General features: G+C 70.6%; 23 protein-coding genes and 1 tRNA gene. 12 read left to right on the top strand and 12 right to left on the bottom strand.

Features of this window, described 5'->3' with window-relative positions:
- Positions 1-205: 205 nt before the first annotated feature.
- The 8 genes from ACZ4VW_RS00925 to ACZ4VW_RS00890 all read left to right on the top strand — a co-directional run bounded on the left by ACZ4VW_RS00925 (position 206) and on the right by ACZ4VW_RS00890 (position 10,463).
- Positions 206-2,062: a M20/M25/M40 family metallo-hydrolase gene (locus ACZ4VW_RS00925; RefSeq protein ID WP_467957008.1), complete on the top strand. Its 1,857-nt coding sequence runs from the start codon at positions 206-208 to the stop codon at positions 2,060-2,062.
- A complete protein-coding gene (gene cysC, locus ACZ4VW_RS00920) occupies positions 2,059-2,691 on the top strand; it encodes an adenylyl-sulfate kinase (protein ID WP_467957006.1) in 633 nt (210 codons plus the stop codon). Before ACZ4VW_RS00925 ends, cysC begins: the two co-directional genes overlap by 4 nt.
- Positions 2,688-3,659, top strand: coding sequence for a sulfate adenylyltransferase subunit CysD (gene cysD, locus ACZ4VW_RS00915; protein ID WP_467957004.1), 972 nt, complete (start codon positions 2,688-2,690; stop codon positions 3,657-3,659). Before cysC ends, cysD begins: the two co-directional genes overlap by 4 nt.
- Positions 3,660-3,730: 71 nt before the next feature.
- A complete protein-coding gene (locus tag ACZ4VW_RS00910; RefSeq protein ID WP_467958121.1) occupies positions 3,731-4,999 on the top strand; it encodes a sulfate adenylyltransferase subunit 1 in 1,269 nt (422 codons plus the stop codon).
- A 122-nt stretch (positions 5,000-5,121) separates the two neighbouring features.
- A complete protein-coding gene (locus ACZ4VW_RS00905) occupies positions 5,122-5,265 on the top strand; it encodes a hypothetical protein (RefSeq protein WP_355107990.1) in 144 nt (47 codons plus the stop codon).
- A 62-nt stretch (positions 5,266-5,327) separates the two neighbouring features.
- Entirely contained in the window at positions 5,328-7,595 is a 2,268-nt protein-coding gene (locus ACZ4VW_RS00900) for a TOMM precursor leader peptide-binding protein (RefSeq protein ID WP_467957001.1), read from the top strand.
- 33 nt (positions 7,596-7,628) lie between these two features.
- Positions 7,629-9,170 (top strand): SagB family peptide dehydrogenase, encoded by a 1,542-nt coding sequence (locus ACZ4VW_RS00895; RefSeq protein ID WP_467956999.1) that lies wholly within the window; start codon positions 7,629-7,631, stop codon positions 9,168-9,170.
- A 120-nt stretch (positions 9,171-9,290) separates the two neighbouring features.
- Positions 9,291-10,463 carry a sensor histidine kinase gene (locus ACZ4VW_RS00890; RefSeq protein ID WP_467956997.1) on the top strand — a complete coding sequence of 391 codons (1,173 nt, stop codon included), beginning with the start codon at positions 9,291-9,293 and terminating at the stop codon, positions 10,461-10,463.
- Positions 10,464-10,585: 122 nt separating this feature from the next.
- Here ACZ4VW_RS00890 and ACZ4VW_RS00885 read toward each other — a convergent pair whose 3' ends face one another.
- The 6 genes from ACZ4VW_RS00885 to ACZ4VW_RS00860 form a co-directional block, all read right to left on the bottom strand.
- Positions 10,586-11,179: a response regulator transcription factor gene (locus tag ACZ4VW_RS00885; protein WP_355107982.1), complete on the bottom strand. Its 594-nt coding sequence runs from the start codon at positions 11,177-11,179 to the stop codon at positions 10,586-10,588.
- Positions 11,180-11,301: 122 nt separating this feature from the next.
- On the bottom strand, positions 11,302-12,105 hold the full coding sequence (locus ACZ4VW_RS00880) for a 4'-phosphopantetheinyl transferase family protein (RefSeq protein ID WP_467956994.1): 804 nt from the start codon (positions 12,103-12,105) through the stop codon (positions 11,302-11,304).
- On the bottom strand, positions 12,102-12,695 hold the full coding sequence (locus ACZ4VW_RS00875) for a YdeI/OmpD-associated family protein (RefSeq protein WP_467956992.1): 594 nt from the start codon (positions 12,693-12,695) through the stop codon (positions 12,102-12,104). Before ACZ4VW_RS00875 ends, ACZ4VW_RS00880 begins: the two co-directional genes overlap by 4 nt.
- Positions 12,692-14,608 (bottom strand): NAD(P)-binding domain-containing protein, encoded by a 1,917-nt coding sequence (locus tag ACZ4VW_RS00870; RefSeq protein WP_467956988.1) that lies wholly within the window; start codon positions 14,606-14,608, stop codon positions 12,692-12,694. The genes ACZ4VW_RS00875 and ACZ4VW_RS00870 overlap by 4 nt, the downstream gene beginning before the upstream one ends.
- Positions 14,609-14,629: 21 nt before the next feature.
- On the bottom strand, positions 14,630-15,097 hold the full coding sequence (locus tag ACZ4VW_RS00865; RefSeq protein WP_467956986.1) for an SRPBCC family protein: 468 nt from the start codon (positions 15,095-15,097) through the stop codon (positions 14,630-14,632).
- Complete coding sequence (locus ACZ4VW_RS00860) at positions 15,094-16,683, bottom strand: aldehyde dehydrogenase family protein (protein WP_467956984.1); 1,590 nt, start codon at positions 16,681-16,683, stop codon at positions 15,094-15,096. The genes ACZ4VW_RS00865 and ACZ4VW_RS00860 overlap by 4 nt, the downstream gene beginning before the upstream one ends.
- A gap of 372 nt (positions 16,684-17,055) precedes the next feature.
- Between ACZ4VW_RS00860 and ACZ4VW_RS00855 the strand changes: the two genes are divergently transcribed.
- Positions 17,056-18,519: a hypothetical protein gene (locus ACZ4VW_RS00855; protein ID WP_467956982.1), complete on the top strand. Its 1,464-nt coding sequence runs from the start codon at positions 17,056-17,058 to the stop codon at positions 18,517-18,519.
- Between the two features lie 126 nt (positions 18,520-18,645).
- Positions 18,646-19,173, top strand: coding sequence for a DinB family protein (locus tag ACZ4VW_RS00850; protein WP_467956981.1), 528 nt, complete (start codon positions 18,646-18,648; stop codon positions 19,171-19,173).
- A gap of 14 nt (positions 19,174-19,187) precedes the next feature.
- Here ACZ4VW_RS00850 and ACZ4VW_RS00845 read toward each other — a convergent pair whose 3' ends face one another.
- The 4 genes from ACZ4VW_RS00845 to ACZ4VW_RS00830 form a co-directional block, all read right to left on the bottom strand.
- Complete coding sequence (locus ACZ4VW_RS00845) at positions 19,188-19,547, bottom strand: imine reductase family protein (protein ID WP_467958119.1); 360 nt, start codon at positions 19,545-19,547, stop codon at positions 19,188-19,190.
- A 33-nt stretch (positions 19,548-19,580) separates the two neighbouring features.
- Positions 19,581-20,195 carry a hypothetical protein gene (locus tag ACZ4VW_RS00840; RefSeq protein ID WP_467956979.1) on the bottom strand — a complete coding sequence of 205 codons (615 nt, stop codon included), beginning with the start codon at positions 20,193-20,195 and terminating at the stop codon, positions 19,581-19,583.
- A gap of 285 nt (positions 20,196-20,480) precedes the next feature.
- On the bottom strand, positions 20,481-20,873 hold the full coding sequence (locus ACZ4VW_RS00835; protein ID WP_467956977.1) for a DUF6221 family protein: 393 nt from the start codon (positions 20,871-20,873) through the stop codon (positions 20,481-20,483).
- Positions 20,858-21,346, bottom strand: a complete 489-nt coding sequence (locus ACZ4VW_RS00830; protein ID WP_467956975.1) for a hypothetical protein — start codon at positions 21,344-21,346, stop codon at positions 20,858-20,860. The genes ACZ4VW_RS00835 and ACZ4VW_RS00830 overlap by 16 nt, the downstream gene beginning before the upstream one ends.
- 203 nt (positions 21,347-21,549) lie before the next feature.
- On the opposite strand from ACZ4VW_RS00830, the gene ACZ4VW_RS00825 reads away from it, so the two are divergent.
- Complete coding sequence (locus ACZ4VW_RS00825) at positions 21,550-22,617, top strand: beta family protein (RefSeq protein ID WP_467956973.1); 1,068 nt, start codon at positions 21,550-21,552, stop codon at positions 22,615-22,617.
- 188 nt (positions 22,618-22,805) lie between these two features.
- Here the strand turns inward: ACZ4VW_RS00825 and ACZ4VW_RS00820 are convergent, their stop codons facing one another.
- Both ACZ4VW_RS00820 and ACZ4VW_RS00815 read right to left on the bottom strand, forming a co-directional pair.
- Positions 22,806-23,870: a pentapeptide repeat-containing protein gene (locus ACZ4VW_RS00820; protein ID WP_467956971.1), complete on the bottom strand. Its 1,065-nt coding sequence runs from the start codon at positions 23,868-23,870 to the stop codon at positions 22,806-22,808.
- A gap of 797 nt (positions 23,871-24,667) precedes the next feature.
- Positions 24,668-24,739: transfer RNA gene (locus ACZ4VW_RS00815), tRNA-Arg, on the bottom strand.
- Between the two features lie 111 nt (positions 24,740-24,850).
- On the opposite strand from ACZ4VW_RS00815, the gene ACZ4VW_RS00810 reads away from it, so the two are divergent.
- Positions 24,851-25,390 (top strand): response regulator, encoded by a 540-nt coding sequence (locus ACZ4VW_RS00810; RefSeq protein WP_467956969.1) that lies wholly within the window; start codon positions 24,851-24,853, stop codon positions 25,388-25,390.
- The last annotated feature ends 47 nt before the right edge of the window (positions 25,391-25,437 follow it).

The raw sequence follows: 25,437 nt of genomic DNA, 5'->3' as shown, positions 1-25,437 counted from the left end.
GGCCCCACCGCGTCCGGCCCGCCGGCCCCACCGACCGGCCCGCCACACCCGACCGGCCGCCCCACCCGACCGCCCGCCGGCCCCGCTCCGGCCGGCCGCACCCCCCGCCAAGGCACCAGCCCCGCCCCGCCACCCCCGGGCCCGTCCGCGCAGGACCGGCCGCGCAGGACCGTCCGCCCTCTCATCAGCCGAAGGAGTTCCGTACATGCCAGCCCTCGGGGAAGTCGCCAGCTCACGCGAGGCCGCGCTCTACGTGGTCAAGCTGGGCAGCGCCACTCTGCTCCACAGTCAGGTCTTCGACGAACTGCTCGAACTCAGCAGACGCGGCGCGCGCCTGCTCGTCATCGCCGGGGGAGCGGCCGGCATCCGTGAGCACTACGGACGCACCGGCCGCGAGATCCGCACCCTGGTCTCCCGCAACGGCGACGAGATCCGCTACTGCCCCCCGGAGGAGATGCCGCACATCGTCGCCGCCTACGAGGAGGTCACCCTGCCCCTGGTGGAGGAGGAGCTGACCAGGCGCGGCCTCTCCGTCTTCGCGGCGGTCGCCCGCACCGGCGCCCTCGTCAAGGCCACCGTCAACGGCCCGCTGCGCGTCCAGGAGGACGGCAGGACCCGGCTGATCCGCGACCACCGGGCGGGCACCGTCAGCTCCGTCGACGTCCCCCGGCTGACCGGCCTGCTGGCCACCTTCGACGTCGTCTGCCTCTCCCCGCCGGTCGCCGACGCCGACGGCGGTACGGCGCTCAACGTGGACGCCGACGTGCTCGCCGCCGAGGCCGCCCGCGCCCTGGACGCCGACCATCTGCGGCTGGTCACCGGCACCGCCGGACTGCTCACCGACCCGGCCGACCCCACCAGCAGCCTGCGCCACCTCACCGAGGGCGAGGGCAGGCGGTACGCGAAGGGCAGGATGCGGCAGAAGGTCAGGGCGGCCGAGATCGCCCTCAAGGGCACCTCCGACACCGCCATCACCGGGCCGCACACCCTCTCCGCGGCCGGTGCCACCTGGTTCTGGCGGGCCCCCGCCCCGGCCGCCGACCTCGACCTGCTCGCCCGCGCCGTGGAACTGTCCTCCGTCTCCCGCGACGAACGGGAGATCGCCGAGTTCCTCGCCGAGTGGTGCGCGGAGAACGGCATCAAGGCGGAGGTCGACGCCGCGAACAACCTGGTCGCCACCAAGGGCGCCGGCGCCAGGCGGCTGCTGATGCTCGGACACCTGGACACCGTCCCGCACCGCTGGCCCGTCCGCTGGGACGGCGAGGTGCTCTCCGGGCGCGGCTCGGTGGACGCCAAAGGCAGTCTGGTCACCTACCTCCAGACCCTGGCCGCGTTCGACCCGCCGGAGGGTGTCGAGGTGCGAGTGGTCGGCGCGGTGGAGGAGGAGATCACCGGCGCCGGCGCCTTCCACGTCCGCGACGCCTACCCGGCCGACGCGGTGATCGTGGGCGAGCCCAGCGGCGCGGAGGCGCTCACCCTCGGCTACTACGGCCTGGTCAAGGTCCGGTACGCCGTCGAGGAGCCCACCGGACACACGGCCGGCGAGGGCGTCCGCACCGCCGGGGACCGCATGGTCGAGGTGCTCGCCAAGGTGCCGGGCACGGTGGCCGGACTCCACCCGGACGCCCTGACCGCCGTACTCGGCGTACGGGCCCTCAACCAGGGCGACGCCCAGGTCGGTGAGGCCGTGGTCGACGTCCGCGTCCCGCCGGGCCTCGACGTGGACGTGACCGTGGACGCGCTGCGCGCGCTCGCGGCCGCACCGGTGCGGATCGACGTCCTGCGGGCCACCCCCGGAGTGGCCACCCGGCGCACCAGCCCGCTGGTCAAGGCCTTCCAACGGGCCTTCGCCGAGGCGGGAGTGACGCCCCGGTACCTGATGAAGAAGGGGAGCAGCGACATGAACACGCTCGCCACCACCTGGCACGGAATCCCCATGGTCGCGTACGGCCCCGGTGACGCCAAGCTCGACCACACCCCCGACGAACACCTGCACGCGGACGAGTTCCGGCGGGCCCAGCGCCTGCTGGCCGCCGCGGTCCGAGAATGGAGCTTGCTGTGACCGTCCTGACGGCCGCCCCCGGGCACGACCTCGCGGCCCCCCTCGTCCACTGCACCTGCTACCCCGGCTCGACCCTCTGGCTGACCGGCCTGCCGAGCGCGGGCAAGACCACTCTCGCGTACGCCACCGCCGAACTGCTGCGGGCACGCGGCCGGCGCGTGGAGGTCCTCGACGGCGACGAGCTGCGCCGGACGTTCTCGGCCGGCCTCGGCTACTCCCGGGCCGACCGGAACAGCAACGTCGAGCGCATCGGGCGGGTCGCCCAGGTGCTCGCCCGTAACGGCGTGACCGTGCTGGTTCCCGTCATCGCCCCCTACGCGGAGTCCCGCGAGACGGTCCGCTCCTGGCACCGGGAGAGCGACACCGCGTTCCTGGAGGTCCATGTCGCCGCCCCTCTGTCGGTCTGCGCCCGGCGCGACGTCAAGGGCCTCTACGCCCGGCAGGCCGCCGGCGAGATCAGCGGCCTGACCGGCGTGGACGACCCCTACGAGGAGCCGGAGACACCCGACCTGAGGATCGCCTCGCACATCCACGGCGTCGCCGAGTCCGCGCAGCAGCTGCTCGACCTGCTCACCCGCCGGGGGCTCCTCGCCGGTGCGGACGACCAGAAGGAAAGGAGCGCGGCATGACCGCCCCGACCGTCACCACGACCGCCCCCGCGTTCGACGCCCCGTCGCTGCCCGCCGTCCGGACGGGGGACGCCTTCGGGCTCTCCCACCTCGACGCCGTCGAGTCCGAGGCCGTCCACATCTTCCGGGAGGTGGCGGGCGAGTTCGAGCGGCCGGTGATCCTCTTCTCCGGCGGCAAGGACTCCATCGTCATGCTCCACCTGGCGCTCAAGGCGTTCGCGCCCGCGCCGCTGCCCTTCTCCCTGCTGCACGTCGACACCGGGCACAACTTCCCCGAGGTCCTCGACTACCGCGACCGGGTGGTCGCCGAGCACGGCCTGCGGCTGCACGTCGCCTCCGTCCAGGACTTCATCGACGACGGCCGGCTGCGCGAGCGCCCCGACGGCACCCGTAACCCGCTCCAGACCGTCCCCCTGCTCGACGCCATCACCACCGGCCGCTACGACGCGGTGTTCGGCGGCGGCCGGCGCGACGAGGAGAAGGCCCGCGCCAAGGAACGGGTGTTCTCGCTGCGCGACGAGTTCGGCGCCTGGGACCCGCGCCGCCAGCGCCCCGAACTGTGGTCGCTGTACAACGGCCGCCACGCCCCGGGCGAGCACGTGCGGGTCTTCCCGCTGTCCAACTGGACCGAGCTCGACGTCTGGCAGTACATCCAGCGCGAGAACATCGCCCTGCCGGAGATCTACTACGCCCACCACCGCGAGGTCTTCGCCCGCGGCGGCATGTGGCTGGCCCCCGGCGACTGGGGCGGCCCGCGCGCCGGCGAGCGGCTGGAGACCCGGCTGGTCCGCTACCGCACGGTCGGCGACATGTCCTGCACCGGAGCGGTGGAGTCCACCGCCGACTCCGTCGAATCCGTGATCGCCGAGATCGCCGCCTCCCGGCTCACCGAGCGCGGCGCCACCCGCGCCGACGACAAGCTCTCGGAAGCCGCCATGGAAGACCGCAAACGCGAAGGGTACTTCTAGCCGTGAACCTCACCGAAGCACCGACCACCAGGCCCGACACCACGCCGTACGGGACCGGCCCGCAGCCCACCGTGGACACCCTGCGGTTCGCCACCGCCGGCTCCGTCGACGACGGCAAGTCCACCCTCGTGGGCCGCCTCCTGCACGACTCCAAGTCGGTCCTCGCCGACCAGCTGGAGGCCGTCGAGGCCGCGTCCCTCAAGCGCGGCCAGGAAGCGCCCGACCTGGCGCTCCTCACCGACGGCCTGCGCGCCGAGCGCGAGCAGGGCATCACCATCGACGTGGCCTACCGCTACTTCGCCACCGCCCGCCGCCGGTTCATCCTCGCCGACACCCCCGGGCACGTGCAGTACACCCGCAACATGGTCACCGGCGCCTCCACGGCCGACCTCGCCCTGGTCCTCGTCGACGCCCGCAACGGTGTCGTCGAGCAGACCCGCCGCCACCTCGCCGTCGCCGCCCTGCTGCGGATCCGCCACGTCACCCTCGTGGTCAACAAGATGGACCTGGTGGGCTGCTCGGAGGAGGTGTTCGCCACCACCGCCGCCGAGTTCTCCGAGTGCGCCGCCGCCCTCGGCGTCGAGCGGGTGACCGCCATCCCGATCTCGGCCCTCGCCGGCGACAACGTCGTACGCCCCTCCGAGCGCATGGACTGGTACGCGGGACCCACGGTGCTCGAACACCTGGAGTCGGTGCCGGTGGGCGCCGACCCCCGCACCGAGTCCGCCCGGCTGCCCGTCCAGTACGTCATCAGGCCCAACACCGCCGCCCACCGCGACTACCGCGGCTACGCGGGGCAGATCACCAGCGGGGTGCTGCGGGTCGGCGACCGGGTCACCGCCCTGCCGTCCGGCGCCGTCAGCACCATCGCGGCCATCGACTCCCTGGACGGCACCGTCACCGACACCGCCTGGGCCCCCCAGTCGGTGACCGTGCGCCTGACCGACGACCTGGACATCGCCCGGGGAGACCTCCTGGCCCCGGCCGCCGCCGCGCCCCGCGCCGTCCGCCGGCTCACCGCCACCGTCTGCCACCTCGGCGAACAGCCCCTCCACGCGGGCCGGCAGGTCCTCCTGCGGCACACCACCCGCACCGTACGCGCGGTGGTCGTGGAGATCAGCTCGAAGCTCGACCTCCAGGACCTCTCCGAGCGTCCCGGCTCCGACACCCTCGGGGTGAACGACATCGGCCGGATCGTCGTACGCACCGCGGAACCGCTCGCCCTGGACGGCTACGCCGACTTCCGCCGCACCGGGTCCTTCCTGCTCATCGACCCCTCCGACGGCAGCACCCTGACCGCCGGAATGGCGGACGAGCCGACCACCGCGGAAGGGGTGTGACGCCTTCGCGAGATGACCATGAGAACTTCACGTCCCCCCGGTGACACAGGCACTGTCGGCCCTTCCCGGCGCCCAGCAGACTCTTCCCCGTCAGCAGGTCAACGACTCCAGGAAGGGCCGACATGAACCTCACCGTCGCCACCGCCGTCACCGCCGCCCCGGTCACCGAGGAGCTGATCATCGAGGACTTCGGCGCCATGGCCACCGAGCAGTACCAGCCCGGCACCTGCATCTGCTGGATGGGCGGCGACTCGCTCGCCGAGTGACCCGACCACCCTTCGACGCATCTCACCCAACGCAGGCCGCACACCAGACAGGGGGAAACACGGTGGCACACCGCCAGGGCACCACGACCGGACTCGGGTTCAAGCCTCATCTGAAGGCCGAAGTCGTCCCCGGAGAGGGCGTGTTCCTGATATCCGAGCGCGGAGTCACCGCGCTGCGAGGATCCTGCGTCACCACCCTGGCCCCCCTGCTCGACGGCACCCGCACCCTCGACCGCCTGATCGCCGACGCCGACGGCACCCTCCCCGCCGACCAGGTGCGCCAGGTCGTCACCCGGCTCCTCGGCTCCGGACTGCTCGCCCACCGGGCACCGGACGCGGCCGGCTCGGGCGAGGCGTTCTGGGAACTGGCGGGGGTGGACGGCGGCGAAGCCGCCCGCCGCACCGGCAGCGCGGCGGTCGCCGGCCTCGGCCGCGGCACGGAGGCGGGCGCCGGCACCGAGGAACTCCTCGCCGCGCTGGCAGCGGCCGGCCTGCGCATCCACCGCGCCGACGAGGACACCGAACCCCCCGGCCTCGCCGTCGTCCTCTGCGACAGCTACCTCGACCCCTCGCTCGCCGTCCTGGACGCCACGTACCGCGCCACCGGCACCCCCTGGCTGCCCGTGCGGCTGACCGGCGAACAGCCCTGGATCGGACCGGTGTTCCAGCCGGACGACGGCCCGTGCTGGCACTGTCTGGCCGAACCCCTGCGCCGTAACCGCCCGGCCGAGACCTACCTCGGGCGCGCCCTCGGCCGCCCGGTCAGCGTGCCGCCCTCCGGACTCGCCGCGGGCCGCGCCGTCGGACTCCACCTGGCCTGCCTCGAAGCGGTCAAGTGGATGGCCGGGCACCGCCACTCCGGCCAGAACTCCCTCTGGACCATGGACACCCTCACCCTGGCCGGCCACCACCATCCGGTACGCCGCCGCCCCCAGTGCCCCTCCTGCGGCGACCCCGACGTCACCGCCCGCCGCATCTGGGCGCCCGTCCGGCCGGTCAGCCGCCCCAAGTCCGGCACCGGCACCGGCGAGCGCTCCCTGACCCCCGAGGAGATGCTGGAGACGTACGGCCACCTGGTGGACGAACTGACCGGCGTCGTCAAGGAGGTCCGCCGCGACCGGCGCGACCCCGGCTTCCTCAACTGCTTCCACTCCGGCCACAACCCGGCCACCTCCCCCACCGGACTCGCCGCGGTCCGCGCCGGGCTGCGCAGCCACAGCTCCGGCAAGGGCACCACCCCGCTGCAGGCCCGGGTCAGCGCCCTGTGCGAGGCCGTCGAGCGCCACTGCGGCTACCGGCAGGGCGACGAACCCACCCTGCGGGCCACCTACCGCGAGGTCGCCGACCGGGCCGTCCACCCCGACACCGTCCAGCTGTTCCACCCCCGCCAGTTCCCCGACCGGGCGGCCTGGAACGCCGAGCACTCCCCGGCACACCGGGTCTGCGCCCCCTTCGACGAGAACACCCCGGTCGACTGGACCCCGGTCTGGTCACTGACCGCGAACCGCCACCGGCTGCTGCCCACCTCGATGCTCTACTACGACGCGCCCTGCCCCACCGGATTCTTCTCCGCCCACTCCAACGGCACCGCGGCCGGCAGCTCCCGCGAGGACGCCATCGTCCAGGGCTTCCTGGAGCTCGTCGAACGCGACGCCGTCGCCCTGTGGTGGTACAACCGCACCCGGCAGCCCGGCGTCGACCTCACCTCCTTCGGCGACCCCTGGATCGAGAAGACCCGGGCCGCGCACGCCGACCTGGACCGCGAGCTGTGGGTCCTGGACCTCACCAGCGACCTCGGTGTCCCCGTCTTCGCCGCGCTCTCCCGCCGCACCGACAAACCCGCCGAGGACATCACCCTCGGATTCGGCGCCCACTTCGACCCCCGCGTGGCGCTGCGCAGAGCCGTGGCGGAGGTCAACCAGATGCTGCCGCCGGTCGTCCACGTCACCACGGACGGCACCGGTTACAGCTGTGACGACACCGCCGCCCTGAACTGGTGGCGGTCCGCCACCACCGCGAACCAGCCCTACCTGCTCCCCTCCGGGCCGGACCGCACCCCCGCGGACTTCCCGTACACCCCCCGCGCCGACCTGGCCGACGACGTGGCCGCCGCCGAGACGCTCGCCCGCGGCCTCGGCAGCGAACTCCTGGTCCTCGACCAGACCCGGGCCGACATCGGTCTGCCCGTCGTCAAGGTGATCGTGCCCGGACTGCGCACCTTCTGGACCCGCTTCGCCCCCGGCCGGCTGTACGACGTCCCGGTGCGCCTGGGCCGCTTGGACGCCCCCACCCGCTACGAGGACCTCAACCCGGTCCCTCTCTTCCTGTAACACCCCCGTCGCGCCATCCGTGAGGTCCCGGCCATGAAGTCATCCGCCCCACCCGCTCCGCGGGACACCCGACTGATCGAACTGTGGTCGCTCCGCGAGGACACCACGGTCGAGACAGCGGCGGACGATCCCGGGACCGGCCTGATCAGCACCCGCTGGGACGAGATCAGGCTGCCGATGACCGACCCCGTGATCCCGCGCGCCCTGGAACGCATGACGTACGGCCCGGTGTCGCTGGACAACGTCCTGCCCGGCTTCAGCGACGCCGGCTCGATCCCCGGCGACCCGCGCCGCGCCGCACTCCGCGCCACCCTGGAGTCGGTGCGGCACGCCGTGATCCGTACGCTCGCGCTCTCCGACGGCACCGAGCAGCTGGCGGTCGTACCGATCGTGCGCGAGGCCCGCTTCACCCCCCGCCGGCCCCCGGCCGACACCGTCCACCGGCTGTCCCGGTTCGCCACCCTGCGCGTCGGCGCGCGCGACATGATCCTCGAATCACCGCTGAGCTCCCACCGGGTACTGCTGCACACCCCCCAGGCCATGTGGCTGGTCAGCTGTTACGTCCGCCCCACCTCCGTCCTCGACACGGCCAGGCTCCTGGACGTCCCCGTCGACGTGGTGCGCACCGCGGTCGGCTATCTGGAGGCGTCCGGCATGCTCGTGCCCGGGGCACGCGCCGTCACCGCGGCGGCGGACGGTGGTCCGTACCCCGTCACCTTCGCCGAGGACCGCGATCCCGTCCTGGAGCACTGGTCGCCGCGCGAGCTGATGCTGCACAACCGCAGCAGGCCCGGCCTGCACGACGAGCCGCTCGGCTCCGCCGGCGGGCCGGCCGGCAGGGCCGCGCGGGAGCACCCGGCACCCGACGGCGTGCCCTTCGCCCTGCCGGTGCCCGACCTCGACCTGGTGCTCGCGCGCGATCCGCGCCTGACCACCGTGCTGGAATCCCGCCGGTCGGTCCGCCCGGACGGCGGCCTCCCGCTGTCCGTCGCCCAGCTGGGGGAGCTGCTGTACCGCTCCGCCCGGGCCAGGCCCGCTGCCGGACGGCCGTACCCGAGCGCCGGCTCCGTCTACCCGCTGGAGTTGTACGTCACCGTGGCCGGCTCCGCCGAACTGTCCCGCGGCGCTTACCACTACGACCCCGACGGGCACACCCTCTTCCCGCTCCGCACCGAGCCGTACCTGGTGGACGCACTGCTGGGCGAGGCCGCCGTCAACGCCGGGCTGAGCGAGGAACCGCCGGTCCTGATCAGCATGACGGCGCGATTCCGGCGGATGAACACCGCCTTCCCGGGGAGCGCGTACAGCATGCTGCTCAAGGAGGTCGGGGCGCTCCAGCAGACGCTCTACCTGGTCTCCACGGCCATGGGGATCGGGCCGTGCGCCCTGGCGTTCGGCGACACCGCGATCTCCGCCCGCGCCTTCCGCCTCGACTGGCGAGCCGAGTCGGGCGTCGGCGAGTTCGTCCTCGCCGCGCTGCCCGCGGGTCCCACCTCCGCCGAACACACCGGCGCCGACGGCCTCGCCGGCCCCGTCGCGAGAGGTCCCCGACCGGAGATACCTCCCAGTACGTAACCTACTCGGCCTATGCTGCACACCCCGTGCGAAAACGCAGTCGAGTTGGGAGCCCCTGTGCGATGGTCCCGCACCGCAGATTCAGACGCATTCACCCACCGGGCCACCGAAGGAGGTGACTTGGCGCCGCGCGTCGCCGGCACCATCACCATCGTCGTCATCCTCTGCTTCTTCGCCGTCGCCCTGACCTACGCCGTGGGCGGAGGTTTCGGGGTCGGCGAACTCGCCCTGTGCGGCGTGCTGATGCTGATGCTGCTCTTCCTGCAGCTCAGCCACTCCTTCCCGGACTGGATACCGCCGGCCGTCCCCTTCCGCCGGGTGACCTTAGCCCTCCAGGCGGTGCTCACCTTCGCGCCGTTCACCCTGTTCGGCGCCGCCTGGCTGGGCATGCCCGGCTTCCTCGCCGCCTCCTCGCTGCTCGTCCTCAGGTCGGCACTGGGCTGGACCGCCTTCGCCCTCGTCATCGTCGCGACCGGCGTCGTGCAGTTCGCCGTCGGGTACGGAGTCGGCCAACTCGCCTACAACACCGTGGCCACCGTCCTCACCGGCCTGGTCGTCTACGGCCTCAGCCGGCTCTCCGGCCTCATCCGCGAAGTGCAGGCGGCACGCGAGGAGTTGATCCGGCTCGCGGTGACCCAGGAACGGCTCCGCTTCGCCCGCGACCTGCACGACCTGCTCGGCTTCAGCCTCTCCACCATCACCCTCAAGTGCGAACTCGCCCACCGCCTGGTGCGCGTGGCGCCGGAGCGCGCCGAGATGGAGATCACGGAGATCGTCCAGACCGCCCGCCAGGCCCTCACCGACGTCCGCTCGGTGGCCAGCAGTTACGTCCAGATGAACCTGAACCGCGAGGTGGGGTGTGCGGCCTCCCTGCTGCGCGCGGTCGGCATCCGCACCGACATCCGCGTCACCCAGGAGCCCCTGCACAGCTCCGTGGACACCGTCCTCGCGACGGTCCTGCGCGAGGGCGTGACGAACCTGCTGCGGCACAGCAAGGCCCAGCACTGCGTGATCGAGGCGACCGTCGACGGCGGCACGGCCCGGCTGCGCATCACCAACGACGGCCTGCGCGACCGGGACTCCTCCCACTGCCCCGACGGCGAGGGAGTCACCGGCGGGGTGGGGCTGCGCAGCCTCACGATCCGCGCCGAGGCGGTCGGCGGGCGGCTCACCAGCCGCGTCCGCGAGGACGGCTGGTTCGAACTCAGCGCGGAACTCCCCGCCCCGCCGCCCGGAACGCCCGGCCAGGACCCGGCCGCGGACACCTCCGAGGACGAGCCCGCGAAGAACTAGAGGGTGCCTGGCCGATCTCGCCGGGCTCCGGCCCGATCGACAAGGCACCCCCCAGAACGTGTCCCGCGGGACGACCCGCGGATCGGCCCCGACAGGCCCGGTCCGCGGGACACGCCCCCCGCTCAGAGCCAGCCGGCATCCCGGGCGATCCGTACGGCGTCCATCCGGTTACGCGCGTTGAGCTTCGTCACCACCGTGGTGAGGTAGTTGCGCACGGTCCCCGCCGACAGGAACAGCTTCCGCGCGATCTCCGGCGCGTCGAGCCCCTGCGAGGCCAGCCGCAGGACCTCGCTCTCCCGTGCGCTCAGCGGACTCCCGCCGGCCTGCAGCGTGGCCAGCGCCAGCTGCGGGTCCACGACCTGCTCTCCCGCGACCACCTGGTGGACCGCCGCGGCGAGCCGCGTCGGATCGGCGTCCTTCAGCAGAAAGCCGGACACCTTGGCCTCCAGCGCCCGACGCAGGTTCCCCGGCCTGCCGAGACTGGTGAGAATGATCGTCTTGCACTCCGGGAGCTCCCGGCTCAGCAGCTCCGCCGCTCTGATGCCGTCGATCCCCGGCATGTCGATGTCCAGGATCGCGACGTCCGGCCGGGTCTCCAACGCGACCGGAAGGACCCGGTCCCCGTTGTCGGCCTCACCCACCACTTCGATGCCGTCCTCCAGCTCCAGCAGCGAGACCAGGGCCCGCCGGAGCATCAGCATGTCGTCCGCGAGCATGACTCTGATCACTGTTGTCCCCCCTCACGAACCCCCCTGTGGAGCCCGTTCGCGAGGTGAATCGTAGTGCGGCAAGCGGAATTTGGCGGATATTCGACACCGATCGCCGGTATGCGCGCAGGTCACGGCTCCCGGGCGAGAGCGACCGCCGCGGCATGATCATCCGGAGTGGCCACATCCCGTACGGTCCAGGCGCCGGGACCCGAAGCCGGTACGGCACGCGTACCGACGTAGTCCAGGGCGGGGGAGCGGCCCAGCCCGGTGCCGATGCCCTTCAGGTACGCCTCCTTGCGCGCCCACGCCCGGGCGAAGGCCAGGGGGCGCGACTCCGCGTCCAGGGCGGCCAGTTCGGCGCGCTCGTCCGGGTGCAGGACCGCCGCCGTGTCGGCGACGACGTCCGGCGTCGGTACGCGCTCCACGTCCACGCCGATCGCCACCGGCGCGAGGCCGACGAACACCATCGCCCCGCCGTGCGAGAGCGAGAAGTGCGCCCCGCCCCCCTCGACCACGGGGCGGCCGTGCGGCCCGCCGCAGCACGGGCACCGCGCCCGCCCCAGCCGTACCGCCTCCGGCGCGAGCCCGAGCCGTTCACCGAGCAGCACCCGCAACGCCACATGCGCCACGAGGTAGTTCCGCCGGTCGGCCGCGCGCCGCAGCTCCTCGGAACGCCGCCACTCCCCGCCGTCGAGCACCCGGGGCGCGAGCCGCTTCGCCCAGCCGCCCCAGCGCTCGGCCTCCACCAGCCACAGCGTCGCCCCCGCCAGGAACAGGGGCGGGGCCTCGAACAGCTCCCCGACGCCGGCGGCCCGGGGCCCGGTCCGGGCCCCGGGCGCAAGGGCGTGCACGGCGCCCGAGGGGTCGGCGTGTGTGCCCCCCGGCGCCGCGGTCCCCGACGCCGCGGGGCGGGACGCGTCCACGAACGTCACGGCTTCTTCCGGGGTCCGTGCGGCGGATCGCCGGCCTCCAGCCGTTCCACGAACGCCGCGATCCTGCGCGCCCGGGTCTCCGCCTTCACCGCCTTCTCCACGTCGAGCAGTATCCGGTAGCTGTTGCTCCTGCTCAACGCCTCGTATGCGGCCGCCGCGCCCGGCGACGCGTCGAGCGCGGCACGCAGGTCGGGCGGGACCTCCGCCGTGGACTGCGGAGCGTAGGCCGCGTCCCACCGGCCGTCCGCCTTGGCCAGTTCGATCTGCGCCAGCCCCGCCGGCCGCATCCGGCCGGCGGCGATCAGCTTCCCGGCCTTCGCGCGGTTGATCCGCGACCAGGGGCTGCGGCGCTTCCTGGGAGAGAAGCGCTGGGCCCACCAGCCGTCCGGAACGTTCCCGGAGAAGGCCTTGCCGTCGATCCAGCCGTAGCAGAGCGCGACGTCCAGGGCCTCGGACCGAGTGACCGAGGCGACCGGGGTGCCCTTCTTCGGCAGCGCGAGCCAGACCTCGTCGGCCGCCTCGTGACGCGCCTCCATCCAGGCGGCGAACTCCTCCGCGGAGGCGCAGCGCAGACTGTCGTCCGTGGTCATGCCGCCGCGTCCACCTCCACCGCTTCCTTCACCCGCGACGCACCGGAGGCCACGGTGTCCGGCACGCTGCTCAGCGGCCGGTCGCCCTGCCGGGTGACCGCCTCGGCGGCAGCCTTGACGCGCTCCAGCGTCCTGCGCATCCCCTCGCGCAGCTCCTCGGTGTGGTTCTCGTACCCGCCGAGCATCATGTCGGCGAAGGACGCGGTGCGCTTGCGCTGCCCGGTGTTCTGCCCGGAGACGTCCCACACCTCGGTGAGCAGCGTGCCGCCCTCGCCGTCCCGCTCCAGACGGTAGGCCCAGCGGACCCCGTTCGTCGTCGTGTGGAACGCGAAGGACTTGCCCCGCTCCGCCTTCTCGACCGTGTTGGAGGTGATCCACGCGACCCAGCCACGGCGGTTGATGCCGATGAACCGCGCCCCGACCCCGCGCTTGTCGCCGCGCCAGTAGCAGCGCCGGCACTCGGGGCTCCACTCTCCCATCCGCGTCACGTCGCTGAGCAGGTCCCACACCACCTCGGGAGCCGCGTCGATCCGGATCGACACCTCCTCGGGGCGGTAGTCCGCGGCGAGGACGGAGACCGGCCCACGGGACTTCTTCGCGAGCCGCGCGCCCCTGCGCCGCGCCGCGCGCAGCTCCGCCAGGTACGGGTAGTGGTCCACCTGCATGGTGTGGCGCTTGGAGGTCACGTACCGCTTGGCGAGCTTCTCCTTGTACGTGGCGATCTCCCGCCGCATCTCCTGGACCGACGGCAGCGCCGCCCTGCCCTGGAGCAGGTCGGCGATCCAGTGGGACTGGGCCTCCGCGAGCACCGTCGTGGCGCCCAGCGGCTGGAAGAGCCCCACGAAGTACAGCCCGGAGTGCTGGGGGTCGACCACCCGGTGGAAGAGAGAGACGTCGTTGTCCGTCGGGGCGATCACCGACTCGTCGAGGAAGGGGAAGCTGACCTTGTAACCGGTGCTGTAGATGACGGTGTCGATGACCTCGCTGCTGCCGTCGGTGAAGTGCACCGTGTCGCCGTCGAAGTGGGAGATGTTCGGCTTGACCGTGATCCCGCCGTGGCCCAGCCGGGGGAGCAGCGACTCCGAGACGGTCGGGTGGGAGTTGAACAGCTTGTGGCCCGGCTCCGGCAGACCGAAGTCGGTGACCTTCCCGATCGTCATCCGCAGCAGGGCGGCCATGACCCAGCGCTGCGTCTCGCGCGGCATGACGCGGGTGATGAACGGGCTGATCATGTCGTCGCCCGGCTTGCCGAACATGAACTTCGGGAAGACGTAGCCACCGGTACGGATCGACAGGAAGGTGCGCTCGGAGACCGTGGAGGTCTCCACGGCGATGTCGGACGCCGAGTTGCCGAAGCCCAGCACGAGCACCCGCTTGCCGGCGTACTCGTCGGGGACCCGGTAGTAGTGCGAGTGGATCTGGGTGCCGGTGAACGTGTCCGCGCCGGGGAAGGCCGGCTCGGGGTCGCGCGGGTCCCAGTGGTGGCCGTTGGCCACGATGACCGACCCGTAGTGCCGGGTCGTCTCGACACCCGTGTCGCGGTGACGGGAGGTCACGGTCCAGCCGCCGCCCTCGGCGGGCTGCACGTGGGTGACCGACGTACGGAAGGCGATCGCGTCGCGGAAGCCGAAGTGGTCGACGTAGTCGTCGAGGTACCGCGCGATCTGGACGTGGTCGGGGTAGTGGGGGTAGTCCTTCGGCATGGGGTACGCGCGGTACTCGGACAGCTTCTTGGACGTGTTGATGTGCAGGGACCGGTACCCCGACGACATGCCGTTGTCGTTCTGGTATCGCCAGTTGCCGCCGACCTGCGAGCCGGCCTCGTAGCAGTCGAAATCGATCCCTCGGGCGTGCAGAACCTGGCAGGCGGCAAGCCCCGACCAGCCGGCTCCGATGATGCAGACCTTCTCCATGGGGGTGCTTCTCCTTGTGTGTCAGGACAGGTGGTGGCCGCCGGCGGTGACCCGCGCGGGGCCGGCGACGGCGGAGATGACCTGGTGGGCGCTGCGGAGCAGCACGTGCCCGACGGCCGAGTCGATCGCACCCGCGAGATGGGGGACGCTCGTGCGGTACCGGACCTCGAAGGCGACCTCGCAGCCCCCGGGGGCGTCGGTGCTCGTCCAGGCCCCCTTCAGCTCCTGGAAGTCGCCGTCCACCTGCTCGAACTCGATGCGGTACGACTCCTGGTCATCGTCGGCGCGCCGGACCTCCCCGACGCGCTGGGTCCAGCGGGCCTCGCCGCCGCGGAACGCGAGCACCCACGACTCCTCCCGCCCGGCCGCCGTGGGCTCGACGGAGAGGATGTCCTCGGCATGGGCGGGGAACGCGGCCGCGTCGGCGAGGCGTTCGATGACCTCGGCGGCCGACGCGGAAACCGCGGCCTTCAGTACACGGGTCGTCATGACGCGTCCTCCTTGTCGGCCGCCGGGCGGATGACGCTGACGGCCTGCAGACGGGTGGTGCGCAGCATGGGGTGGCTCGCCTCGCCGAAGGCACCGCCGGTGAGACCGGGGCCGCCCTGGTTGGGCAGGAAGGGGAGGAAGCCGCTGTGCGAGTCGTTGATCTTCAGGTTTCCGGCGTTGGTGATCCCGTCCAGGAAGCGCTCGACCGTCGAGAAGCTGGAGGACCAGACGGAGTTGCGCAGCCCGTAGGCGTTGCTGTTGACGAAGTCCAGCACCTGCTCGAGCAGTTCGTCGTCCGAGACGCCGGCCTCGGGCACGATGATCGGCAGCAGCGGGAAGAAGGTCTCGTCACGGACGACGGAGAGCGACCTGGCGTCCCGGAGCCCTTCGACCCGGACGATGCTCGGCTCGACGAAGAACCCGGTGCTCGACTCGGAGCCGTCCACCTCGAGACGACGCCCGCCGTGCACGAGCTTCGCGCCCTTGGCGAGCGCCTCGCCCAGGCAGCCGAAGAACCAGTCGACCCCGAGGACCGGGGTGAGGACCACGCCCGGCTCGTCGGGATACCCCGGCCGGATGTCCTTGGTGGCCGTGACCAGCCGCTCGATGAGCTCGTCGGCGATCGCGGGATGGGCGACGACCTGGTTGGGAACGTTGCAGATCTGCCCGGAGTTCAGGAAGAACTGCGTGATCGTCTCCACCGCGGCGTCGAGGTCGGCGTCGTGCCAGACCACGCAGCAGTCGTTCCCCGCGAGTTCGAGGATCGGCTTCTTGCCGGCGGCGATCGCGTCGGCCTCGAACTCGAGCCCCTTCTTGCTGCCGCCGAAGTAGAGCACGTCGTCGACGTGCTCACTGGCGAGCCAGTCCTCCAGCTTGGGAGCCCCGCAGTACGCGTTGACCGTCCCCGCCGGCGCGCCCATCTCCTCCAGCACGGGCGCCACGACCTCCCGCATCGCGTACATACAACTGAGCGCGACCCCGCGCGGCGCCCGTACGACGACGGTGTTGCCGGCGATGAGGGCGGTGAGCCCGTTGAGCGCGTTCACGGTCGCGGCGTTCTGCGGCGGATTGATGCAGACGACGCCGTCGGGAATACGGCGCAGAATCATTTCGCGTTCGCCGTCCTGCCGCCGGAACTCGAGCTGTTCGGCGCACCATTCGAGCGTTTCACTGCTCCAGCTGGTGTACGGAATTCCCGTGATCATTCCCTCGGCCGCGTCCCTGGGAGTCCCTTCCGCGACCAGAATCTCGACAAGCGGCTCCCGGTGCTCCAACAACCGCTCACCGATCCGCCGCCCCACCTCCAATCGTGTCTCGATCGGCACCCGCCGCCACTCCTCGGCAGCCTTGGCCGCCGCCGCGAGGGCCTGCTCGGCCATCTCGTCATCGGCCACGACACAAGCCCCGACGACGCGCTCCCCCGCCGCATCCGGATCGACGATTCCCAGATCGAGATCGCGCTTGAGACGCAGACTGGGGAAGGTGTCCTCGATGAGGGAACGGGCGGTAATGGTGTGTACGAACTGCGGATTGTCGCCGGTGATGTCCTGGCCACCGATGTAGGCCGGATATACCCCGAACTTCATTTCGCCCCCTTCGGTCAGTCCGAATACGGCTGACGTTTGTCCCCAAGCTAGGGCGACGAATGAAGCGGAACAATGAGCTCACCATCAGCCTTCCTTATGGATCCGATCCGCCACCCCCGGCCGGCCTCCGTGACGGCCTCCGTGACGGCTCCCGTGACGGCAGGGGCCACGCCGGTCCGTCGTCACCGTCGCCGTCACCGTCGCCATCGCCATCGCCATCGCCGAGTCCACTCCGCCCTACGACAAAGGGAGCTGACAAACCATCACCAAGGGTGAGAAGGGGAGCGACACCCCGGGGCGGCCCTCGAACCCCCGGCGCCGTCACCTACACTCCCGCAAACCATGCACATGGCAAGACGCGGGAGGACAGGTATGACGAGGAGCTACAAGGGGAGAGCGGCGCTGTCGCTCATGGTGACCGTCGTCGCGTCACTGTTCGCGACAGCACCCGCCCAGGCCGCCGACGACCCCGGTCTCGCGCTGAGCAACTTTGAGCTCCGCCCGATCTCCAACCGGGCGGATCTCCAGAGCCGGGTCGACAGGCTCAACGCGGACCTGCCGAACATCGGCGTGAACTCGCTCCTCCAGCAGGACGGCGGCCGCCAGGGCAGGTGGAGCGGAGAGGTCTGCAACGGGGCGGCCACCGAAGGCGCCTCGATCCCGGACAACTTCTCCCGGAGCTTCTGTTTCGACGACGCCGACAACGGCGACGAGGCGACCTCCGAGTGGTGGCCGCAGGGCGTGACCAGCGTCGCCGACGCCGACGAGGACCAGACCTGGGGCGATCCCACACCCGGGTGGAATCCCGCGGATCACAAGCCCATGCTGGTGACCTGGTACAACAAGGACGACTGGAACGGCGACAAGAAGCCGGACGACACGGACGTCGACGGGCAGAACACCGAACGCAAGGGCGTCCGCGTCTCCTTCATCGATTCCAGCACGGGCAAGTACGCCCACGTCCTCCTCGTGTACCCGTTCATCAACAGCTCCGGCAACGCCAGCTACATGAGCGTGCGCACCTCGCAGAGGTACTCGTCGAGCACGCACCAGTACGGCTCGCTGCACGCCGGCGGAATCGTCTGGTACGGCTACTACCTGTACGTGGCGGACACCAACCGCGGATTCCGCGTCTTCGACCTGCGCAACATCATCGACCTCGGCGCCCTGCCCGCCGACAAGTGGGGCACGTCCAAGACCGCCATCGGCAGGCAGGACGGCGTCTACCACGCCCACGGATACCGCTACATCCTCCCGCAGAGCGACGGATGGACGAACTCCGCCTGCGACACGGTCGAGCCCCCGCCCGGTACGCCGTGCGACATGCAGGACACCGACAAGACGTGCACGGCCACGGACGTCACCCCGAAGACCAGCTTCGCCGCCCTCGACCGCAGCTCGGCGGTGCGGCACATCACCACCGGTGAATGGTGCGAGAAGGCCCAGGTCACGGACGCGTACACGACCGGCCGGGTCATCCGCTGGCCGATGAACAGCAGCGGAGGAACGCCGGCGCTGAACAGTTACGGATACTGGGCGGCCGACGCGGCCTACCGCGTGCCGTACAACACGGCGTACACCGACAACGGCGGAATCCAGGGCGCCGCGGTCATCAACGGCACGTACTACCTCAGCCAGAGCCGGGGAAAGACGGCGAACGGCAAGGTGATCGTCGCCAGGCCCGACACGAGCACGGGCCGCCTCGTCGAGACGACCGCTCGCCGGACGTCCGCGATCGGGGTCGAGGACTTCTCCGTCTGGCCCGGATCACCGAACCAGCTGTGGACGGTGGCGGAACACCCCGGTCAGCGCATGCTCTTCAGCGTCACCCCCTGACCCACCCCCGCTCCGCGACGGCCCCTGACCAGGATCGATGGTCAGGGGCCGTCGCCCGTCCGCGACCAGGCCACGCCGCTCCGTCGCCTGCTTGAACGCTCCCGTGCGGCGGTGCAGGCTGCGTCCATGACATGGACAGCACCACGGGTCGAGCGCACCGAGCAGCTGGGCGCGCTGGGCACCGTGCCCGAGCGTCGGATGCTGGAGGGCTGGCTGGCCTGGCACCGCGAAACGCTGCTGACCAAGTGCGCCGGACTGACGCCGTCCCAGTTGGCCCGGGCGACCGTGGAGCCGTCGAACCTCACCCTCCTCGGCCTGGTCCGCCACATGGCGGAGGTCGAGCGATGGTGGTTCCGGCGAAGCTTCGCGGGGGAGCCCCTCGGCGACGTCTTCACCGGCCCGTCGGACGGCGACGAGGGGCTCGACGGTGTCCGCGCGGAGAACGCCGAGCGAGACTTCGCGACGTTCCGGGCCGAAGTGAGGGCGTGCGACGCGGCGGTGGCGGGGCACGACCTCGACGAGACCTTCGTGTCCGCTGGTGGAGTCTCCCTCAGCCTGCGCTGGGCCTACCTGCTGATGATCCAGGAGTACGCCCGCCACAACGGCCACGCCGACCTTCTGCGGGAGCGGACCGACGGGGCGACGGGTGACTGACCGCGCCGGTCGGGTCATTCACCCCCGCGCTTGCCGAACTCCTCGATCGGCACGGCGTGCTGCTCCCCACCGTGCCCCGCCGCGATCGCGCGGCCGGCCATCGCCGTGAACAGCTGCGGCAGCTCGGCGTCGACGCCCACCGCCCCGCTCTCCTCGAGCAGATGCGTCATCGCCCACGCGTCGGTCTCCAGGGCCGACACCCCGGCCGGGAAGGAACCCCGGTCGATCCGCTCGGCGTACCCCGGCAGCCATTCGGCCACACCGGCGGCGATCTGCCGCGCGAACGACGCGCACGCCGCCGCGTCGACACCGGCGGTCCTGAGCGGGGCGGTGCCCTGGAGCCACGCGGCCCGGCCTCCGCCCCGGCCCGGCAGTCGCGCGGACCGGGGCTTCGGAGGCCGAGCGGATCACGCGTCGGGGTTCGTGCCCTCGGCGGTCTTCTTCAGCCGGTCGATCTGGAGCTTCGCGAAGTCGTTGTAGTTCGGCTTCTCGACGAACGTGCCGTCGCCGTTCACCACGGCGACGACGCTGCCGATCCGCATCATGACCATGGTCTCGCCGTCGGCGTCCTCGAAGGCCACGGTCTCCTCGGCGCCCGCGTCGATCTCCACGGGCTTCGTCTTCTTCCCGTCCTTCTCGGCCTTGCCGCGCTCCTCGGTGACCAGGGCCTTGTACGTGGCACTGGCGTCGCCCGGGCTCTGGAAGGCCAGGATGCCGAAGACGACCTCACCGTCGTACTCGGAGCTGTCGCTCCGGCCGCTGTCGTCCGTGTCGAAGTCGGTGCCGCCCATGCTGAGCAGCCCACCGCAGTTGGACTCGGTCGACTCGGCGCACTCCTCGACGGCCTCGTCGCCCACCTCGACCTCGATGTCGTCGCCCTCGAAGCCCTTGGGGGCGCTCGCCTTGCTGGGGAGGGCGGTGCGCACCATGTCCGGCGACAGCGTGACCGGGGGCTTGTCGCCGTCCCCGCGGAAGGCGTCCAGACCGTCGTCCGAACCCCCACACGCCGTCAGTACGGCCATCAGGACCGCTCCGGCCAAAATCCCCCGTGCTGCCTTGCTCAACGTCAACCCCTCGCACTCATCAACGATTTGACGTGGACACTCAAGCGCATGAGTGCTGACCACACCAAATGCACTCACCATCCGCCGCATCCCGCCCACCTGCGCCGGCGGCGCGAGGCCCAGCTCGGCCCAGGCCGTCAGGGCACCCGGCGGGATGCGCACCCGCGCACCACGGGCTCCGCGAAGTCCATGCACCCGGAAGCTGATGACGTGCCCGCGGGCTCGTTCCCTGCCGGCACCGCTCTACGTCTGCGGACGCCACTGCGCTTGATAGTCCGGATGATCGGCATAGGGGAGGGCCAGGTCCAGGAGGTCAGGGCAGGGCCACTCATCGCCGTCGTACTGGCAGTCGTCGACGTTGTCCCATGGGAGCTCCGGATCCCCGGAGGCGGGGCTGAGTTGATGTCGGGCGAGTACACGGAGCTTGGCTTCGACATCGCGTAGAACTCTGGCCGGATCGTGGAGTGCCACGTGCCGGGCGATCGTCGGGTGGAAGCCCGAGAGATCCATCTGACAAAAGTCCACGGTACTCCCGCGGGCGCTCCAGTGCCCGCAGTCCTCACCGTCACATTGCCTGGCGAGTTCTGCGTCCTCGTCCAGGCGAGCACGCAGAAAAGCGGCTACGTCGTCTCCCATGAGCACATCCTCGCCGAGGGGGAGCGCACCTGACACCCGCTCGCTCCATCGCCGCCGGACATCAGCCCGGCGGACCCTGCGCTGGTGGGCAACTCCCAAGCCCGGGGCGGCTTGGCCCTTACAGCTCCGGCCAGGTGTGCGGCTCCATGTACGCGTGCCCCCCCCCGGAAGAACCAGTCCGCCAGATCCGTCAGCCGCTCGATGCACGCGGCGTAGTAGTCCGCCGGCTCGGGCCGGGGGAAGCCGGGGTGTGCCGTGCACGCGGGAACGTCCGCGGCAACGTGGTAGTACCCCTCGGCCAGCCACCGAGGCAGCTCCTCGGCCTCCTGCATGCGCTCACACACGGCACGCATGGCCTTCTCCAGCCTGGAGAAGGCGGCCTGGTCCCACAGCAGATCGCTTCGCAGCCCCAACAGAAAGCTCCCGGGCTCGGAACGGAACTCGTGCTCCAGGGTCTTCAAGGCGAGGTCCATGGCACGCATGCTCCCAGGCTCGCGCCGCGCACAGGCCGCCGCAGTCCTGCCACGCCTCAGTCCGTGCTCCTGGTGCACGACTTGGGCGAGATCAAGGGGGACAAGAATGAGACCGCACGGCTGGTTAGTGCCCCTACCCGAGATGACGGGCTCTCGTCACACTCTGGTTGGAGTGAGCGAGACATCCATTGGCTTGGTGCTGAGTGCGCTGGGGGAAGCCGTTGGCTTACGTTCCGATACTCAAGGGCAAAGCGGGGGAGTTCTCGGCTCTTGAGCATGTCACGCCAGCTGTCCGCACATGCATCCGGCCTGTCATGGAGGTGGTCCCTGACCCGGACGTCCGGGATGTTCTGGAGACCTTCTGTGACCGCGCGATGGACGCAGTGCCCCAGGGCACGATCCTGACCGTCGACAGCGGAGCGTTACCGACAGCACGAGTCCTTGAGGGCGATGCGGGTGGTCCCATAACCCGCCTCAGTGAGTCTCTCGGATTCCGTGGTGTAGCCATGTGCCCGGTCGTTCGGTGCACAGACGAAACGCGAGTGCTGGTTGAGGCGGCACGGGCTGCGGCGGAGCATCAGAGTGGTGCTTGTTTACGAGTCTCTCTTGCTGACGACTCGCCTCAGCGCCTTCCCGATTCAACCCAGATCCGCGGGGTCCTCAAGGTGTTACGTCTTGAACCAGAGGAGGTTGACCTCCTCATCGATGCCGGTTCGGTGGATTCGGAGCCGGAAAGGGATCGACTTGCTGACTGCGCTGTCCTCGCCTTGGAAGCCCTTGCCTCATGGCGCTGGCGCCACGAGTGCGTGGCTTCCGGCGCCTTCCCGGTCAACCTGACCGGATTCCGGAGGGGCCAGGCGACGCCTGTGGCCCGGCGAGACGCGCAGCTCTGGCGACGCGTCTTCAATAGATACTGCGGGAAAGGCATAGACTTCGGTGACTTCGGCGTGACGCACCCCCGGATGCCTGCGAAGTCCCGGGGAACGCCGGACCCGAACATGCGCTACACAACACCGGATGCCTGGCAAGTCTTCGTCTATCCGCGAGTCCGCTCCGGCAATGACGACTTCTTTACCCTGAGCGCTGACTTGGTCGACTCTCCTCACTGGCCGGCCACAGGCGCACGAACGTCGTGGGGTGACGCCCGGCTGATGGAGTGCGCGCACCGTCTGAGGCCCAAGGCCGGAGGCGGAACGGAGTGGCGAGCCTGGGCGACTTCACATCACCTGGCGGTGGTGTCATCCAACCTCGCCACTTTTGGGCACCCCTGAGGTGCTGGGCATCACTCGCCATGCAGTTTGGACGGACCTCTTCGTCCCAGAGCAATGTGGGCGCATCCGCGTCTGCTGGGGGTGGGCCCACTGACCTGCGGAGGAAGTCCGTCAGCGTCCGTGAACATCCGCAGGTGTGCGCTCCGGTTGTCACTCAGTTCGGCACTCACCTGACTCTCCAGGTGGTGTCACTCGGGCGGCGGCATCCCGCGCACCCCTTCCAAGTTGGCACCGTCGAGCTTTGCTCCGGTGATCTTGGCTCCGGTGAGGTCTGCGTCAGTGAGGTCCGCCCCGCTCAAATTGGCGGCGGTCAGGTCAGCGCCCCTGAGGTTCGCCTCTGGTAGGTAGGCGCCCTTCAGGTTCGCCTTAGTCAGTACCGCGCCGGCCAGAGTCGGACAGCCATGTCCGGGCTCCTCACCCGGACCCTCGTAGCACAATTCCGTATGGCTGAGGTCTGCGCCGGCGAGTTGGGCGCCGGTGAGATCAGCGCGGACGAGGTGTGCTCCGGTCAGGTCGGCGCACTCGTGAGCGGGCTCGCCGTCGACAAGGACTTTTGCGCAGAATCGGGTCGCAGTGAGGTTCGTGTCGTACATGTCAGCGTTGCTGAAGTCGGAGGTCCATACATTCGCCTTCGACAGGTTTGCCCCGAGGAGCCATGCGGATTGGAAGTCCACGCTGAAGAGGGTTGCCCCGCCGAGGTCTGCCCCGCCCAGGTCTGCCCATCCAAAGTCAGCCCCGTCCAGGTAGAGGCCACGCAGGGCGGTGTTGTTGAGGTCAACCTGTACCTCTTGGTCGCGGTCGGAGCGGCGGTTGCCCAGCACCGTCATAACCGCCTGAATGTCTGCACGCGGCGCGGGTTCTTCATCGAGTACGGGGGGTAGCTTCTTCGAGACGGGGGCGTGTTCACGTGCGTACGCGGACAGGATCTGGATGATGGTGGGTTGGTCGCGAGCGGAGTCGTGCATGATCCGCTCCAGTGCGTAGATTCCCCCGAGACGCACGTCCAAGGACGCTGACCCAAAATTCGCGATAGCGGCGTTGAACCGGCTGGTGATCTGCCCTCGCTCGGCAATTGCCAGTTCCTTGTTGGTTTGCGAGACCTGCATCCAGGTGAACAGCAGAGCCAGTAGCGCGGCCAGCCCTGGCAGGCTCGCCGCGATCAGCGCCCAGGAGACGCGGCCGGCCCTCGTGGGGCCACGTGCTTCAGGCCGGCGGTCAGAGCGCTGCCCACGCCGCGCGTCGCGCCGCTGCACGGTCCGGCGGAGCCGACCAGTGCCTTGGTTCCCTCTCACCTCTCCCATGGCACCCCGAAAGGGAAGCCTCCGCCACTTCATGTTCCGGTGTCGCGACAACGAGCCCGGACAGCCCGAACAGCTCCCTCCGAAGCGGTTTGGATGTTTCTGCCGGTCAGGGCTCCTAACCGAATAGTCGGACAGCTGAGACAGTCCAGCTTTGGGAGACGATGCGCCTTCACAGCCCGGGATGCGTCTGACTACGACATCGCCGTCGCCCTGCTCCGCCACGTCCGCAACATGGCTCTGATGACTTCCTGACCGAGGTCTCCGGCACGAACAACATCGCGGGCGCCGCAGACGCCACACTCATCATCGAGAGGGCCCGCGGGCAGGCCGACGGGATTCTCGACGTCGCCGGTCGCGACGTCGATGAAGCCGAGTACGCCCTCCAGTTCCACACCGCTTCCGGCCCTGGCAGTTGCTCGACGGGCCGGTTTCGCCCAGGTCATGGAGGAGATGGGAGCCCCCTGGCGTCAACAGCAACCCAGGAAGGGCACCAGGGCCATCAAGCTCCCCTGCTCTATCCGTGAAGATTCGCCTTCTGCCACTGCACGAGCGCGCACAGCCGGCGCCTGCCGTCGCGCGCTCCGAGGGAGGTGGCCTGCGAGCGTGGCCGGGGCTTGGTGCTCACACGCCAATCACACGCGACCAGCGATAGACAACGACAAAGAGCCGGACCCAGTAGGACTGGGTCCGGCTCTCGATGTCTGGCACATCCGCAGGTCAGCGGGTTGATCACGCTGTTCCGGCTTCTGTGCCCCCGGCAGGATTCGAACCTGCGCACACGGCTCCGGAGGCCGTTGCTCTATCCCCTGAGCTACGGGGGCGTCCGCCGCGTTCGGCGGCGACGGGTAGAACCCTACCAGCATCCGAGCCGTGCCTGTGAACAGGTATTTCCGTCGCGTCACCACCCCCTCGTTCCCTCTCACGGGTCGGAAGTGGGCAAAACCCGGACGCAGCCCCTCGCCGCGACCTACTCTCGTCGTGTGTCAGGGGTGTCCGGGCGGGTGCTCGTTGTCGATGACAACCGGGTGATCCGGCAGTTGATCAGGGTCAATCTCGAGCTCGAGGGCTTCGAGGTCGTGACCGCGGCCGATGGTGCCGAGTGTCTGGATGTCGTGCATCAGGTCTGTCCTGATGTCGTCACCCTTGACGTCGTCATGCCCCGGCTCGACGGGTTGCGTACCGCCGAGAAGCTGCGGTCCGATCCGCGGACCAGTCATGTGCCCGTCGCCATCGTCAGTGCCTGTACGCAGCACGAGGTGGACAGCGGTGTCGCGGCCGGCGTCGACGCGTTTCTCGCCAAGCCCTTCGAGCCCGCCGAGCTCGTGCGGGTCGTCCGGCAGCTCATGCGCCGGGACGGGCGGGAGCGGGGCGAGCGGCGTGGTGGACAGTGCGATGGACAGGAGGGGCCGTCGTCCGTCGACGGCAGCAGACACGGGGTCGGGCGCGCCGGGAGCACCAGCGGGTCGCACTAGCGCCCCGCAGGGACCGTCTCCCGAGTGACCGCATCGCGAAACCGGTT

Source organism: Streptomyces sp. NPDC029139 (genome assembly GCF_055564335.1).
Note: the sequence above shows the minus strand (reverse complement) of the source record. Positions and strands in the feature narration are given on the sequence as shown.